This is a genomic window from Curtobacterium sp. MCLR17_045 (assembly GCF_003234405.1).
Taxonomy (GTDB): domain Bacteria; phylum Actinomycetota; class Actinomycetes; order Actinomycetales; family Microbacteriaceae; genus Curtobacterium; species Curtobacterium flaccumfaciens.
In genome coordinates, this window is record NZ_QKTB01000007.1 from 58035 (window position 1) to 73002 (window position 14968).

The window sequence follows — 14968 nt, forward strand, 5'->3', positions numbered from 1 at the left end:
CAGGCCCGTGGATTCACGGGTTCCGTCAATGCCGTCCATCGGGCAACCCCGGATTTCCGGGCAGGTGCGTCGCACTTCCGGGGTACAGCGTCAGGATCGGGGTACTCGTTTTCCGGATCGCCGGAATCGGGGAACGAGATGGTGCGGACACCTGCCTGGAGGCGCGACTCGCTAGCGTCGGCACGTGACCTCCGACAAGCCCCGCGTCGACGACCGCGCCCCGGCCACCTGGCGCAGCCGTCGGTTCGCGACGGGGCTGGCGATCGCCTACGGCGTCGCCCTGGCGCTCGTCGGGTTCTGGGGCTCCCCCGTCGACGCCGCAGGGGCCCCGTGGCTCAACCGAGTCCTCGCAGCCGCGCACCGGCACGGCCTGCCGGAGCGCATCGACTACGCCACCGTGGAGTCCCTGGCGAACGTGGTCTACTTCGTGCCGCTCGGCTTGCTCGTGGTGCTGCTCGCCGGTGCCCGCTGGTGGTGGGCCGCCATCGCCGCGGGGCTCGTCATCAGCACGTGCATCGAGACCGGTCAGGCGCTGTTCCTGCCCGCCCGCACCGCGACCATCGACGACGTCGTCGCGAACGGCGTGGGGGCGCTCCTGGGGGCCGTGGTGGGCGTGCTGCTGCTCAGCCGTGCGGCCCGGCGTCACTGAGGACGATCCCCGGACACGAAGAAGCCCCCGGAGCAGATGCTCCGGGGGCTTCGCTCAGTGTGTCGAGACTCAGACGGACTCGCGCTGGCGGCGGACCGAGCCGCGGACCAGCAGGAGGCCACCACCGAGGACGACTGCGCCGCCGGCGACCCAGAGGGCCAGGGCGGAGACGGTCGAACCCGTGAAGGCCAGCGTGCCGTCGGTGCCGTTGCCAGCGCCGGCTGCGGGAACCGCAGCAGCGTCAGCCGGAGCGACGGTGAAGGCCGCGAAGCCGACGACGCCCGAGGTGGCGCCGGTGGCGGTCAGGTTGTAGGTACCCGAGGCGCCCTGGGGGAACGTGACCTTGACGACGAGCGAGCCGTCCGAAGCGGCCGTGTAGGTCTTCGAGACGGTCGTGGTCGGCAGCGCGCCGAGCGTGACCGCACCGGCACCGGTGACCTGGACGTTGACGGTCTCGTTGTCCTGGAACGCGCCCTCGGTGAAGTTCACCGAAGCGGTGCCACCGGCGACGGCAGTGCCGGAGACGGAGACGTCGGAGTCAGGCGTGTAACCGGCGGCGTTGGCGACGGCCGGAGTGGCGAGCAGTGCGGCGCCAGCCAGCACCACCGCTGCGATGAGCTTCTTCATGAATGGTTCCCCTAAAGATCTGAAAATCCAGACCCTGACACCCAGAGCCCGCTGTTCGCCGGTGGTTGACCCCAGCCACAGAAATGGCGGTTGTTTTGGCGAAGTTGTCTCAATCTAGCGGAGTTTCCCAGCTTGATACCAGATCACGTGGATTTTGTTCATTGGTCGACGTGTGTTCATCCGCGCCAACTACCCGTCACACGGCCCTACCGTCGGTCCATCGAGGCTTCACATAACAGAAACCCCAGGTGAGAGGGCTCAACGGTGTGCACCAGAGCACACTGTGCGTTCGATCAAGGACCTTCGCGCCCGGACAGGTTGGCGCGTTGCCCCTCGGAGTGGGGGCACACTCGCGGTTCGCTTTGCGGAGGTTCCGTTGTCAGCCCGCGGTGAGCGGCCGCTCGCAGTCGAACGTGAGGGGCTTCGTCTCGTTCTGCCGGACGCCAGGAGTCGAGTCCGCCTGCACCGCCGCCTTCGCGTACTTCGCCTCGCCGAGGAACGCGACGCGGTAGGTCAGGCTCTCGCCGGGGGCGAGCAGGGTCTGCAGCTGGGCCACCGGGTGCCCGCCGTCGGTCGCTGTCTGCACCGGAGTGGTCTTGCCGTCCTTCGTGGCGCCGAGGAAGATCGCGTTCTCGGGCGCGTACGCAGCGAGCAGGGTCTTGATCTTGCCGGGCTCCACGCCGAAGTCACCGCCCCCGGTGACGTAGCGCGGCAGGGTCGTCGCGGCATCGGCCGGTGCCGCGTTCTTCACGGTGATCTCGACGACCGACGTCGGTCGTCCGTCCTTCCGGCACACCGAACTGCCAACGGAGACGCGCTTCTGGAGGTAGTAGTCCATCTTCGCGCCGGTGCCGTCGTTCAGGTAGACGGCGAACTGGTTCGAGTCGACGCTGGCCGTCGGCAGCTCGCCCGCGACCGGAGTCCCGCTGATGCGGCGCTGCTCCGCCTTGTCGGCGCTCCAGAGCCGCAAACGGCCCTCGTCAGAGCTCTGCGTCAGCGCCGACACGAATGCCTTCGCGTCGAACCCGCCGGAAGAGACCTTGGCGAACACCGCGCTGGCGGCGGACGCGAAGAAGGCGTCCTGCACCGCCGGGTCGGGGTACTTGGCGTAGACGTCGCTGAGCAGCAGCTGCACCGCGTTGTCGGAGGTCAGAGTGTCTCCGGTCGGCAACTGCACGGGGCCGGTCGCCTTGAGGATGAAGCTGAGCGTCACCGGGTCCATGGCGAGCACGCCGTCCACCTGCTGGCCGAACTTCTGCTTCCACATCTCCCGCGCGAGCTTTGCCGACACGTCGAAGCGTGGTGTGAGGGTGACATCCTGCATGTACTCCCCGGTGATCTCCCCGTAGAGCCCACGCGTGTCAGCCGTCAGTGGCAGGACCGGTTCGTCGTACGGCCCGAAGTCCCCGCTCGAGGCCTGGGCCGACAGACGGAGCGACCCGTCCTTCGCGTCGAGCGCCGCCACCGCACCGGGGATACCTCCCCCGGCTCGCAGTTCGGCGTTGTTCTGGAAGAGCAGCAGATACCGCCGCTGCCCGTCGTGACCGAGCATGGCCGGCGCGAGCTGCACGATGCGGTTCGCCGCCACCGCCTGCTCGGACGCTGACGACAGCGCGTTCCGCAGCTGTCCCACGGCGGTGGTGACCGGCGACAGCGTTCCACTGGTGTCGATCCGCGCCGCGTCGGCACGAGCCTGCTCGAGCGTCTTCGTGGCCTCGGCGACCGCCGGCTGCGCGTCCTCGATCGGCTGGAGATTGATCTTGCCGTTCTTCGGCGCGAACGAATCCGACCCGAGGCCGTCGATGACGCCGGCGACGGGACTGACGGCATCGCTGGCGACGTCGTCGACGATCACCGAGATGTCGCGCACGGCCCGCAGGTTGGTCCCGAAGAAGGGTACGGACTGTGCTGCGCCCCACACGGGGTCGCCGGTCAGTGATCGAGCCGACGCTGCTTCGTCCTCGAGATGCCTCGCGGTCTTCTGCGCGGCGCCGGTGTCACCACTGGTCAGCTGCGACCGGAGGGTGTCGACGTCCCCGACGGCCCGCTCCAGGTGCCCCTTTGCGAGCATGCCGCGGACACCGACCCAGGCGACGGCGAGTATCAGCAGCAGGACAAGGGCGAGGACGACCCACAGGACGATCCGGGCCCTGGACCCCCGGCGTACTGCAGTGCGTCGCGACTCGGGCTGGTCGGACATGAGGCGATCCTACGGTTCCGTACGTCCCACACCCGTCACTGACGGACGGAGTCCGCGTGTTCGCGGTACCAGTCGACGGTGCTGCGGAGCCCGTCCTCGAGGCCGATCTGTGCCGTCCAACCGGCATCCGCCAGCTTCGACACGTCGAGCAGCTTCTGCGGGGTCCCGTCCGGCTTGGTGGTGTCCCAGACCGTCTCGCCCTCGAACCCGACGATCTTGCCGATCGTCTCGGCGATCTCCTTGATCGTGACGTCCGACCCGGTGCCGACGTTGACCTGGTCAGCACCGTCGTAGTGCTCCATCAGATGGAACACCGCTGCCGCCATGTCGTCGACGTGCAGGAACTCACGACGAGGCGCCCCGGTCCCCCAGTTCTCAACGGTTGATGCACCGCTGCGAGCGGCTTCGTCGTACCGGCGGATGAGCGCCGGCAGGACGTGGGACCCGGTCGGCGAGAAGTTGTCACCCGGGCCGTAGAGGTTGGTCGGCATCGCCGAGATCCACGGGCGGCCGAACTGCCGACGGACGGCCTGCACCTGCAGGATGCCGGCGATCTTGGCGATCGCGTACGCGTCGTTCGTCGGCTCGAGGTGGCCCGTGAGCAGTGCGTCCTCGTGGATCGGCTGCTCGGCCATCTTCGGGTAGATGCAGGACGAGCCGAGGAACACGAGCCGTTCGACACCGTGCTCCACCGCGGCGTCCATCACGTTGACCTGGATCTGCAGGTTCTCGCTCAGGAAGTCGTGCGGGTAGGTGTTGTTCGCCATGATCCCGCCCACCTTGGCGGCGGCGAGCACGACGTGCTTCGGCTTCTGGTCCGCGAAGAAGGCGAAGACCGCGCCGCGGTCCTTCAGGTCGAGCTCGGAGGAGGTCCGTCCGACCACGTCGGTGAAGCCCTCCGACTCGAGCTTGCGCCAGACCGCGGAACCCACCAGGCCGCGGTGTCCCGCGACGTAGACGCGGTCAGCTCGATCGATCGGACCGGGGGTGAAGTCGGTCGTGGTCATCAGGAACTCCAGCTCTCGAGACGAACGGTGTCGATCCAGGGACGACCCTCGTGCTCGAGGGCGGAGATGTCGGCGTCGACCATGATCCTCGCCAGCTCGGCGGTGTCGACGGTCGCCTCCCAACCGAGTTTCTCCTTGGCCTTCGAGGCGTCGCCGACGAGGGCGTCCACCTCGCTCGGTCGCAGGTAACGCTCGTCGAACCGGACGTGGTCTTCCCAGTTCAGCCCGGCGTGCGAGAACGCGGTGGTGAGGAAGTCCTTGACCGTGAAGTCGCCACCGGTCGCCAGCACGAAGTCGTCCGGCTCGTCGACCTGCAGCATCCGCCACATGCCCTCGACGTACTCAGCGGCGTACCCCCAGTCGCGGACGGAGTCGAGGTTGCCGAGGTACACGTGGTCCTCGAGGCCAGCCTTGATCCGAGCGACCGCGCGGGTGATCTTCCGGGTGACGAACGTCTCACCGCGACGCGGTGACTCGTGGTTGAACAGGATGCCGTTGACCGCGAACATCCCGTAGGCCTCGCGGTAGTTCCGGGTCACCCAGTAGCTGTAGACCTTCGCGGCACCGTACGGAGAACGCGGCCAGAAGGGCGTCTCCTCGTTCTGCGGCGGCGGGGTCGCGCCGAACATCTCGGAGGAGGACGCCTGGTAGAAGCGCGTGTGGATGCCGGACACCCGGACGGCCTCGAGCATGCGCATCGTGCCGACACCGGTCACATCACCGGTGTGCTCCGGCTCGTCGAACGAGACCCGCACGTGCGACTGCGCCGCGAGGTTGTAGACCTCGTCGGGCTTCAGCTCGCTGAGGAGACTGACGAGCCGCGCACCGTCGCCGAGGTCCCCGTAGTGCAGGAAGAGCTTGGCGTCAGGGTTGTGCGGGTCCACGTACAAGTGGTCGATCCGCGAGGTGTTGAACGTGGACGCACGACGGATGAGTCCGTGCACCTCGTACCCCTTCCGGAGCAGCAGCTCGGCCAGGTACGAGCCGTCCTGTCCGGTGATGCCTGTGATCAAGGCCTTCTTGGGCAACTGGTTCCCGTCCTCACGTCGTTAGTTGGAGCGCGCGGCCGTCAGCCGCTCGGTCTTGATCTTGGTGCGAAGACCGGTGCTCGGTCCGGTCACGATCTTCCGGATGAAGAAGGCATCGGAGGACGCCACTTCCGGCCAATCCTCTTCGGTGAACACCCGGATGAGAGTCGGGTCGATCAGGTGAAGGTTGGCGTATCGCCAGTTCCCCGGGCCGACGTAGTCCTCGAAGCCGCCTGCTGGCGTCGCCGAAGCGAAGCGGGTGCACATGACCAGGGATTGGTAGAACTTTTCCTCCGGGCAGAATATCGCTGCGAAGTAGCGCTCGATTTCCGGCGTTACCAGGGCTTCCATCTCGCGGAGACACGATGCTGTCACCGCGAAGTGCGTACCGCCGTGACCAACGCGCAGCCCGCCCGGGAGAGCCGGAGGTCGCTTCACGCTGAAGGGGCCGTCGATGAGCCGGATGATCCCGTTACGGAGCTTTCGGAGAGCCTTGTTACCGGTCCGGGTCGACAGGAAACGCATGTCACGGTGGTGATGCCGGTCGACTTGACTACGGTACTTCTCTTCACTCGCCGAGATTTCGAATGCGCGGAGGAACTGCCGACCCTGGTGCTCCTCCAGGTGGGCAATCAAGTGGTCGACGGTACGGAGCGGGTAGTCAGACCCGGAGAGCAGGACGAGGTAGTCGTCGTCGTCCGCGAACTCGAGTCCGTGCCGAACGAGGGCTCGGATCGCACGGACCTGCGAGTAGCCACCCCAGTTGACCTGCACCCTGTCCCTCACCATTCGGACGTTGGCACAGTCCTCGACAGCGACTGCGAACGGGGACAGATCGACCTTCGCGTCAACGTGCACGATCACTTCGTACGGTGACAGCGCTTCGACGAGTTCCCGGAGGTGTTCCGCGTCCTGGAAGGTGTAGACGAGGAAGATCGGTTTCACAGCCGCCCCTTCGTGATCGAGAGGGATCAACCGGAACATCCGACCTCTCGGCCCCCTGATCGGCTGAATCTACCGTACGAGCGTCAGCGAAGACCGCCAGACCGAACTCCTTTGCGTCCCGTGGAGGTTCCGAGCCTCACGGCGCGCCTTCGCCGCGACGACCGAGAATCCCCCGGCGGTGGAGGATCTCCAGTGGCGGGAAGGATCGACGCGTCAAGCCCACCCATGCAGCGAGGGCAGCAAGGCCGATGAGTCCTACCGCCACGCGGACGGGGCCGACGCCGAAATCGTGGAACAGCACCACGAGTGAGCCGTAGAGAACCAGGGCGAATCCCGCTGGCTGTGCGTACCCGAACGCGAGTTGCCGGAAGCCGAGCGCTCGGACGCGTTGCGCCTGGATGATGTGGACCACGTGCCGACCGATCATCGCCGCGATGAGTGCTAGGAGGGCGAAGACGTACTGCTGATGGACCACGACCATCGCGACGCCGACAGCACTGATGACGAAGGCGACGGCCTCGGACAGCCAGATCGCTTTGAACAGCGCCGCGGACTCGAGGGCGCCGGCGAGGAGGATCATCAACGGTTGCACGGCTCCCAGCACCGCGAGCAGCGGCAGGATTTGGCCTGCGAGTTCCCACCCCGGCCCGAGCGCGAGGTGGACGACTTCCGGTCCTACTCCAGCGATGACGGCACCGATTGGCAGGGTGAGCCATGCGACCAGGGTCAGCATGTCCAGCCACACGGCTTTCGCATCCGACGTGCCAACCTCGTAGCGACGGAATTCCGGGTAGATCACCTGCATCAGCGCGTTCTGCAGCTGCGAGAACGGGACCGTTGACAGGACATCTGCCCGGTTCCATGCCCCGAGCACGCCGGCTCCGACGAACTGGCTCACGCTCCACCGCGGAGCGTTGCCGGAGATGTACTGGAAGACAGATACTGCGACGAGCTTGGTGCTGAACCGAACGTTGTCCGATCGGAGGGCGAGCCGCCCCGGAACCAGAGCGCCGCGGAGCCGGGTGGCCGCCCAGAGCAGGGTGCCCCACTGTCCGATGATTGCGGACACGGCGAGTGATTCCGGGCTTCGGAAGAGGAGCACGGCTGCGGCACCCGCGACCATTCCGACGACGTTGGAACAGAAGGTGGCGATCGCCATCTCACGAAAAGCGCCTTGGCGGCGCAGAAGGCCCGTACTCAGGCTGAGGAACGGCATCACCAGCGCGCTCACGGCGAGGAGACGAACAGCACCGGCGGCCTGCGGAGCGCCCCAGAATGCGCTCCAGAGATCGGCTGTGACCAAGGTGAAGAGGGCAGCCGCCACTCCGAGGAGCAGGGCGTAGGTCGCGAGGGGCCGTGTCGACGAACGTTCCGCATCAGGTGCACGAGCGGCCGTCTGCGACAGTCCACCGGACCCCAGGAGGTTGACGAGCGCCGCGATGGAGAGCGCAACGCTGTACGCACCGAAGACGCCCGGAGCAGCGAGCCTCGACGTCAGGGCCGCGTAGCCGAGTTGCACGACGACGGTGAGGAGTTGCAGCCCGTAGACCCATGACGCCCCCGCCATGAGGCGTCGCCCGTTCGAGGTCACGAAGGGGCACCGGCGACCAGACGGCCGAGACGAGCGATGTCAAGGCCTTCGTCAGCCTGGTACGCAAGCCAGCGGCCGGAGTCGGGCACATGGTGCCACCAGGGGGTCCGGGCGATGACAGGTGCACGCGACACGAGCGCGGCGAGGAAACCGAACGAACTCGGTGCCGCTACGACCACCCGAGCTGCCGCGATCTCGATGAAGTCCTGATCGCGCTGCCCTCCGTCACTGATCGACACTCCGACGCGCTCCAGGTCGCGCAGGTCCGCAGCATCTCCCGACGTGAAGAGCCTGATCGGCATGCTGCTGAGTGCTGGCACGCCCCTGATCTCGTTGATCAGGCCTTGGTAGTAGTCGAGACCGATCCAGCGGTCGGGATGCGACTGAGGACCGATGTCGCCGCGGCGGGCGTGGACAGCGATGTAGTCCGCCTCCGACTCGAGGCTCCGGAGTTGATCGCCGAGGTATCCTCCGAGGACTGCACGTCGGAGCGGTTCTGCAGCCGGCGTTTGGTCCCAGCGACGCTGGTCCAAGGCCAGGCGCCCGATCCACGGACGGCTCGAACGAGGTGCTGCACGGCTCGTCGATTCTTGGAGAGCGTGAAGCGACCAATCGTCGGTCTCGAACCCAGTCGCGGCGAGGCGCTGCTCGAGCACGTTCCCGGACGGTGCGGCAGCGGTCAGCTGCGCCAGGTCGAAGAGCCCCTTCGTGTCCTTCGTCACTTCCCCTCCGAGGTACGGCACCCCGAGATCGGCGGACCAGAGGTACCCCGCAATCCACGTCGACAGCTGATGGCCGAGATCGGGGTACGGATCGATGCGCACACGGAGTCCGAGCAAGTTTCGCGGAGGTGTCCAGCCCCCGGGCGCAGTTCGGCCGTCACTCTTCCTGCGGAGCTCTTTGGCGTTCTTGCCCCGCTCGATCCGAAGCGAAGCACGCAGGGGAAGCGTACTGATCGGTCCGATCCTCACAGCCGTCCTCCCGTCGTCCGGTCCCAGACTGCGCGGGCGTCCGCTGGGTCGATCCACCGGGTGCGCCAGTTCAGCATCTGGACCATGAGATCGTCCTGCCGAAAGTTCTCGTCAGCGAAGCGACGACCCGCGGCGATCGAGTCGAGGCGGTCGTTCGTGGTGGTCTCGGCCAGCACCTGCTCGATGGAACCGATGAGGGCCTCCGGCGTCCGTCCGCGCAACAGGAATCTGCTGCTGCTCGCGGGGAAGATCTCGTCGTATCCGGGGTGTTCGGTCGTCGCATGGATCGACCCTGCAGCCAACGAGATGGGCAGCCTGTTCGAGAAGTAGGACGCTTCGCCCGCGAAGTGATCCCAGTTGGCGCTGACCCAGCCTGAGGTGATGGCCTCGTCTTGCGCTTCGAAGGGCACGGGCCCCTTGGCCGTCGTTCCCTCCCAGCCTCTCCCGAAGACAGCGAGCCGGTCTCCGAAGTGCTGCTGCATCAACTCGACGAATCGAATGCGTTCCCGCCAGTCCGGCAGACCTCGGAGCCGAGGACGATTCCGATTGGCGACGATGACGACGTCGTACGGGCGGTCCTTCCGGATCGGTCGGTCGAAGTTGGCACTCCTCGTCGGTTCGTAGGCCGAGGGGATCCAGCGGACGTCGGCGCTCCCCGCCCTCCGGAAGTTCTCGCTGAACCCGCTGCTCCCCACGGTGAATACGACGTCCGCGGCCCTGCCTGCCGCCTTCGCTTCGGGAGGGATCGGATGGAGGTACCTCGAGTAGGGATCAGCCTCGTGGTAGATGAAATCACCAGGACAGGCTGCGCGCAGGGCCGCGAAGTGCTGCCGACGCAGTCCGGTGTGTCCGAGGTGCTGCATGAGCAGGATGTCCGGGCGGAAATCCGACACCCGTCGCACGAGCTCCTCCCGGTGACGCTCGGCATCTCCACCGTTCCGGATCGCGTCCAGGACGCTGAAGGTCGCGAGTGAAGCGACGCGACCGGCCCTGACCAGCGCTTCCAGCGGATCACGGAAGCCGAGCTGGCGGAAACCGCCGAACTCGTTCGGCACGTAGAAGATCCGTGGAGACGATTCAGACATCGGGTGCACCTGCCGCCTCGTCAACGGCGAGCCGGACACCCTGTCCTCGCAAGGCGTCCCAGTGCGCGCTCAGTTCTCCTTCGCGGAATCGAGGCCTGAGGACCTTCGCCGGGTTGCCGGCGACGACCGTGTTCGCCTCGACGTCCTGCGTGACGACTGAGCCAGCCGCGATGACGGAGCTGTCCCCGACCGTGACGCCGGACAAGATGATCGCTCCGAACCCGATCCAGACGTCACTTCCGATCGTCGTGACGGCGCTGAGGGCCGGAGTGTCACCCACCCAAGGACTCGCGGTGATGGGGACCCCCACGACAGTCATGTCGTGATCACGTCGACCGATGATGGCCGCCCGATTGGCGATGAGAACCGCGTCGCCGATGCTGCCGTCGACTTCGATACGGACGTCGGACCCGAGATGGACATCCGAGCCGATGGTCAGCGACGTCGGCGCCCAGAGACGGACGCGTGCGCCGAAGCGCAGGCCGTGCTCGCACGCCACGGTCGTCGGCAGCGCCCGGAACCACCGCCGCCGCCGGATGCCTGTCAGCACTCCTCGGATCACGGGGCAGCCCTTCTTCGTCGTCTGGTGGTGGTGGCTCGGTACACCGCCGTGTACTCGGCGACTCCCCTGGAGGCATGGAAGTCGATCGTCGGACCGCTACTCGCCACGGCTCCCGCGCGGAGACGTTCGCTCCACTTCGCCGGTTCCCGGTCTGCGAGTGCGACGACACCACTCTGCCCCACGGCCCACCGGAGCCCCGGAACGTCCGAAACGATCGCGGGCAGGCCGACGACCAACGCTTCAGCAAGCGCAACAGGCATGCCCTCGTGACGGCTGGGCATCGCGAACACGCGCCCAGCGACGAGCGCTGCTCCCGGATCCGCTGCCCCGCGAGCGACGAGGAGTCCCGCTCGCTCGAGTCGTTCGAGGAGTTCCCCTTCAACGGGCCCGGCATCTTCTTCGGAACCGACGTGGGCAACGCGGAGGTTCCCGAGGAGCGCTGCCTCGAGTGCCACTTCGTGGTTCTTGATCCTCGAGCAGTTCCCGACGATGACGATCGGGGCCGAGGGCGCCACCGCCGCTTCGGCACGCTGCCTCGCCAGATCGAAGAACCGGTCCTCCACCCAGTTGTAGATCACCTGGGGCCGACGGCCGAAGCGCGTCTCATTCTCCGCCACGTCAGGGCTCGGAGCGATGAGAGCGCTGACCAACCGGTCAGCGACGAGCGCCTGCGCGGCACGACGGACAAACCACCGACCGCGCGCGTCGAACACGTTGTGGATGGTCCTCACGACGGGCAGTCGCCGGTTCAGCCTCCGGAAAGCGAGCACCGTCTGCAAGTACCGGCCCTCGGTGTGGATGTGGACGACATCCGGTTCGACGTCAGCGAGGAGGCGTCGCAGCATCTCGCGCCCAGCGGCGGTGTGCAACGCGCGGTCGGTGGTGGTCACCGAGTAGCCAGCGTCCCGGATCGCGCTCTCGAACGGGTGATGGAGGCCCACGCCGAGGACATGACCGTCGACACCCGCCGCTTCGAACTCCTGTGCTCCGGAGACGAGCATTCGCTCCATGCCACTCGGTTTGAGTTCCCCGAGGACGTGCAGGACCCGAATCCCGGGCTTCACCTGTGCACCTCAAGCCGCCGGGAGCCATGGAGCGCGGGCTTCTGCGGGGAGATCGCCTCGGGGAAGTCTCGGTCGAGGAACGCCAGGGCGAGGGGCAGACAGGTCCACCACTGCCACGAGTACGTCCATCCATAGACGAGGAAGCACACGAGAACGGCAGTCAGGAAGACATCTCGCTTGGCCCTGAACCCGGCGAAGAACCGGGGCAGGAAGATGACCAACATCGCGCCGAGCCCGATCAGCCCCTCCCGCAGGTACACCGTGACATACCAATTGTGTGGAGCGAAGACCACCCATCGGCCGACACCCTCGAACCTGCCGAACCCGTGACCGAAGGGTGCTCCGAACAGGACGGTCAGCACGCCCTCGCCCACCGATTGCACGATGAGCCCGATCCAGCTCGTGAGTCGCGCGGAGTACGTTCCGGTGTTCGATGCTGAGCCGGCGAACTCCGCCACGATGCTGCTCGTCGACGACTGGGCTGCCGACACCAGGACGCCCCCGACGAGGAGCACCCCGAAGAGCAGCACGAGCTTCTGGCGAAGAGCACGAGGTCCGCGGACCAGGAGGACGAGTGCGACTGCAAGGGCCGTCAACCAGACAGTCCGCTGCTGACTGACGATCACGAACACCATGAACAAGCCGAACAACCAGACCCAGCGCGATTGCGCATTGCGCTGCCAGAGCCGGAGAGCAAGAACCGCACAGAGCGTGAGGAGCAGGGCTTGCCCCGAGACCAGAGGCCGGCCAGTCTGGCTGAGTTCTCCGCTGACGAGAACGAAGTCGGCGGTCCCGCCCAACCCGTACCGCGCGACGTGGTACAGGCCCACGACGCACAGTCCGACGCCCTGCACGATGACGAGGAACTTCTCCGCGTAGACGACCTCGGATTGCGGCCAGGGACGCGTCACCGCCCAGAACAAGATGCCGAGGACGTACAAGAAGCCACGTGCTTCGTTCACGGCGACGCCGAGGCCGAAGGTCGCGATCCCCTGAACGAGCGAGATGGCGAGCAGTGCGACGAGCACCGCACCAGCGATGACAGCAACAGGTGGGAAACGCCGGACCACCGCCCGAGCGTCCAGGAGTCCCGCGACGATCAGGCTCACCGCTAGCCCGTCGCCAAGGGTGATGGTCGTACCTCCGAAAGTGCCGATCGTTCCGAAGTTCGGGTACTCCCATGCCGTCACGGCGTACAAGGACGCGACCCAGTAGACGACGCGCGGCTGCATCCGCACCAGACCGATCGCGAGGACCATGAAGATGATCGCCACGACGAGGAAGAGCAAGGTCGTCATCGGCTTGCTCCTTCGCCGCGCGCAGTCCGACGGAGGGCCCGAATCCACCAGAGCGCGTAGGACGCTGTGTAGAAGAACCACCACGAGCGTGCACTGTGCCGGCGCAAGTAACGCCGCAGCGAGCGCGGATTGCCCGCCCCTTTCTGACTGGTGAAGGACCGCCAGGCGGTGATGAGGGATCGGTGCGAGACGGTCGGGTTCCGGCTGCAGTAACCGACGGTGCCCCCGGTCACCCAGATCGGCACACCTGCCGAGGTCGCCCGCATCCCGTAATCGACATCCGCGTACGCGTGACTGAATCCTCCGTCGATCGATCCGACCGCCCGAGCGACATGGACGGGTAGGAGCACGATGTTGCCGTTGAACGCGTCGACTCGCTTCGCTTCCTCGACGAGTCCTGACGGCTCGACGAGAGCGAACGAGAGCGGGTGGACACCCGCGCGCCGGAGACCTCCGTAGGTCAGCTCGCCCGAAACAGCGTCGACGGTACTCCCGATGAGGATGCCATCCGGGAGGCGTGATGCTGCTTCGAACAGTGCCCGGAGCCCCGAGCGCTCGAGCTGGACATCGTCGTTGAACCAGAGCAACCAGTCGTCGTCCCGGACGTCGTCCCGTGCCAGCACCGCTGCCTCTGCAGTGGCCATGGACAGCGCCCAGAAAGCCGAGCCGTCACCTTGCAGCACCGTCAGTCGATCCACGGCGGCGGTGGCTTGCGCGATGGTGTCGTCTGACGAACCGTCGTCGAACAACGTCACGTCGTACTCGACACCCGCACCGGAAGCCGCCTCGTGGAGCGACCGCAACGCGTTTCCGGTGGTCTCAGCGCGGTTGTGGCTGGCCACGATCACGTGCAACTTACTCATCGTCGTCCTTGATCGCTTCCTTCAGCCCGCCGTGGAAATACTGCGCCATGTTCTCGATGGAGTACTTCTGAGATGCCCGGCGGCAGCTGTCTTGCATTGTCGCAAGTGCCTGTCGATCGCGAAGGAGCGTCACGATAGACCGGGCGGCGTCCTCGACACCATCAGACACGACGCAGGTCCGGCCTGGCTCGAGGTACCCGAACTCCGGTCCGTGCAGGGAAGAGGCGAGCGTGACGATCGGCCGGCCTGCTGCGAGGCTGTCGATTGCTGTCAAGCCGACTCGACCTGGAAGCAGGAGCAACTCGCTTTCGAAGAGCATCGACGCTTTCGCGCGTCCTGACACGGGGCCACGATAGTCGAGCCACGGAAAACGGTCAGCAGCGGACTGGACCGCACCTCGAAGCCGTCCGTCGCCCCCGACCGCCAGGCGGAAGGCAGGATCCGCACGGTGTGCGGCCTCTCCGATCGCGATCAGCTCGGATATCTTCTTGCTGGCGTCGAGCCCGCCGATGAAGCAGACCTGGTGCGCCGACGTCGTTGTCTGAACGGATCGAAGGTCCTCCTGTAGCTGCCCCACGTCGATGCTGTTGTACAAGATCGTGGTACGCCGTGGATCCCTACCGATCTCGGCTGCCCACTCGGCACCGGAAGGCGTGTACGCAAAGAACCAGGCGGCCTTTCGCGTGATCAGGCGGCTGTACAGGCGTTCGAAGCGGGACGGCACCTTCACGACGTCAGCACCGTGACCCCACAGCGCTGTCTTCCGCGCGGTGCGGGGCCAGAGGAGCAACACTGGGACGTCGAGATTCCGTCGGGCCTGCTCCACGACGATGAGGTCTGCTCGCCAGACGTCGCGAGGCAGAGCGCGGATGGTCAGTCGCTTCCCGAGCAAGTTCAGCTCCCGCTGCCGGATCTTCCGCAACCACGGGCGGGTGCGAATGCCGTCTCGTCGTTGTGCGAGAGTGCCCGCTGGTTCTCCTGCGAAGACAGTGAGCTCATCGCCCTCCGCCGACAGCGCCGCCGCCAACCTGTCGAAGAGTGGCGCACGGTATTCCGGGACGTACTCCTGCACGATCGC

General features: G+C 66.5%; 14 protein-coding genes. 1 reads left to right on the top strand and 13 read right to left on the bottom strand.

Features of this window, described 5'->3' with window-relative positions:
* Positions 1-184 precede the first annotated feature (184 nt).
* Entirely contained in the window at positions 185-649 is a 465-nt protein-coding gene (locus DEJ05_RS06945) for a VanZ family protein (protein WP_111110079.1), read from the top strand.
* Between the two features lie 69 nt (positions 650-718).
* Here the strand turns inward: DEJ05_RS06945 and DEJ05_RS06950 are convergent, their stop codons facing one another.
* The 13 genes from DEJ05_RS06950 to DEJ05_RS07010 all read right to left on the bottom strand — a co-directional run bounded on the left by DEJ05_RS06950 (position 719) and on the right by DEJ05_RS07010 (position 14962).
* Positions 719-1276: a hypothetical protein gene (locus tag DEJ05_RS06950; RefSeq protein ID WP_111029789.1), complete on the bottom strand. Its 558-nt coding sequence runs from the start codon at positions 1274-1276 to the stop codon at positions 719-721.
* Positions 1277-1655: 379 nt separating this feature from the next.
* On the bottom strand, positions 1656-3476 hold the full coding sequence (locus tag DEJ05_RS06955) for a DUF4012 domain-containing protein (RefSeq protein WP_111029788.1): 1821 nt from the start codon (positions 3474-3476) through the stop codon (positions 1656-1658).
* A 35-nt stretch (positions 3477-3511) separates the two neighbouring features.
* A complete protein-coding gene (locus DEJ05_RS06960) occupies positions 3512-4483 on the bottom strand; it encodes a GDP-L-fucose synthase (RefSeq protein WP_111110080.1) in 972 nt (323 codons plus the stop codon).
* Positions 4483-5511, bottom strand: a complete 1029-nt coding sequence (gmd, locus tag DEJ05_RS06965; RefSeq protein ID WP_111029786.1) for a GDP-mannose 4,6-dehydratase — start codon at positions 5509-5511, stop codon at positions 4483-4485. Before gmd ends, DEJ05_RS06960 begins: the two co-directional genes overlap by 1 nt.
* A 21-nt stretch (positions 5512-5532) precedes the next feature.
* Complete coding sequence (locus DEJ05_RS06970; protein ID WP_181433135.1) at positions 5533-6456, bottom strand: beta-1,6-N-acetylglucosaminyltransferase; 924 nt, start codon at positions 6454-6456, stop codon at positions 5533-5535.
* Between the two features lie 136 nt (positions 6457-6592).
* A complete protein-coding gene (locus DEJ05_RS06975; protein WP_146245039.1) occupies positions 6593-8047 on the bottom strand; it encodes an oligosaccharide flippase family protein in 1455 nt (484 codons plus the stop codon).
* Positions 8044-8871, bottom strand: coding sequence for a hypothetical protein (locus DEJ05_RS06980; RefSeq protein WP_111029783.1), 828 nt, complete (start codon positions 8869-8871; stop codon positions 8044-8046). Before DEJ05_RS06980 ends, DEJ05_RS06975 begins: the two co-directional genes overlap by 4 nt.
* A 143-nt stretch (positions 8872-9014) precedes the next feature.
* Complete coding sequence (locus DEJ05_RS06985) at positions 9015-10073, bottom strand: hypothetical protein (RefSeq protein WP_111029782.1); 1059 nt, start codon at positions 10071-10073, stop codon at positions 9015-9017.
* Between the two features lie 22 nt (positions 10074-10095).
* The gene (locus tag DEJ05_RS18385; protein ID WP_309146945.1) at positions 10096-10665 is read right to left on the bottom strand and encodes a DapH/DapD/GlmU-related protein; all 570 of its coding nucleotides are present in this window, start codon (positions 10663-10665) and stop codon (positions 10096-10098) included.
* The gene (locus tag DEJ05_RS06995; protein WP_111029781.1) at positions 10662-11729 is read right to left on the bottom strand and encodes a glycosyltransferase; all 1068 of its coding nucleotides are present in this window, start codon (positions 11727-11729) and stop codon (positions 10662-10664) included. Before DEJ05_RS06995 ends, DEJ05_RS18385 begins: the two co-directional genes overlap by 4 nt.
* Positions 11726-13027, bottom strand: a complete 1302-nt coding sequence (locus tag DEJ05_RS07000; protein ID WP_111029780.1) for a hypothetical protein — start codon at positions 13025-13027, stop codon at positions 11726-11728. The genes DEJ05_RS06995 and DEJ05_RS07000 overlap by 4 nt, the downstream gene beginning before the upstream one ends.
* On the bottom strand, positions 13024-13890 hold the full coding sequence (locus tag DEJ05_RS07005; RefSeq protein ID WP_111029779.1) for a glycosyltransferase family 2 protein: 867 nt from the start codon (positions 13888-13890) through the stop codon (positions 13024-13026). The genes DEJ05_RS07000 and DEJ05_RS07005 overlap by 4 nt, the downstream gene beginning before the upstream one ends.
* The gene (locus DEJ05_RS07010; RefSeq protein WP_181433136.1) at positions 13883-14962 is read right to left on the bottom strand and encodes a glycosyltransferase family 4 protein; all 1080 of its coding nucleotides are present in this window, start codon (positions 14960-14962) and stop codon (positions 13883-13885) included. Before DEJ05_RS07010 ends, DEJ05_RS07005 begins: the two co-directional genes overlap by 8 nt.
* Between the last annotated feature and the right edge of the window lie 6 nt (positions 14963-14968).

Excerpts from the sequence above, each read along its gene's own strand:
- DEJ05_RS07000 (WP_111029780.1), bottom strand. The coding sequence starts at position 13,027 with ATGACGACCTTGCTCTTCCTCGTCGTGGCGATCATCTTCATGGTCCTC.
- DEJ05_RS06950 (WP_111029789.1), bottom strand. The coding sequence starts at position 1,276 with ATGAAGAAGCTCATCGCAGCGGTGGTGCTGGCTGGCGCCGCACTGCTC.
- DEJ05_RS06960 (WP_111110080.1), bottom strand. The coding sequence starts at position 4,483 with ATGACCACGACCGACTTCACCCCCGGTCCGATCGATCGAGCTGACCGC.
- DEJ05_RS07005 (WP_111029779.1), bottom strand. The coding sequence starts at position 13,890 with ATGAGTAAGTTGCACGTGATCGTGGCCAGCCACAACCGCGCTGAGACC.
- DEJ05_RS06955 (WP_111029788.1), bottom strand. The coding sequence starts at position 3,476 with ATGTCCGACCAGCCCGAGTCGCGACGCACTGCAGTACGCCGGGGGTCC.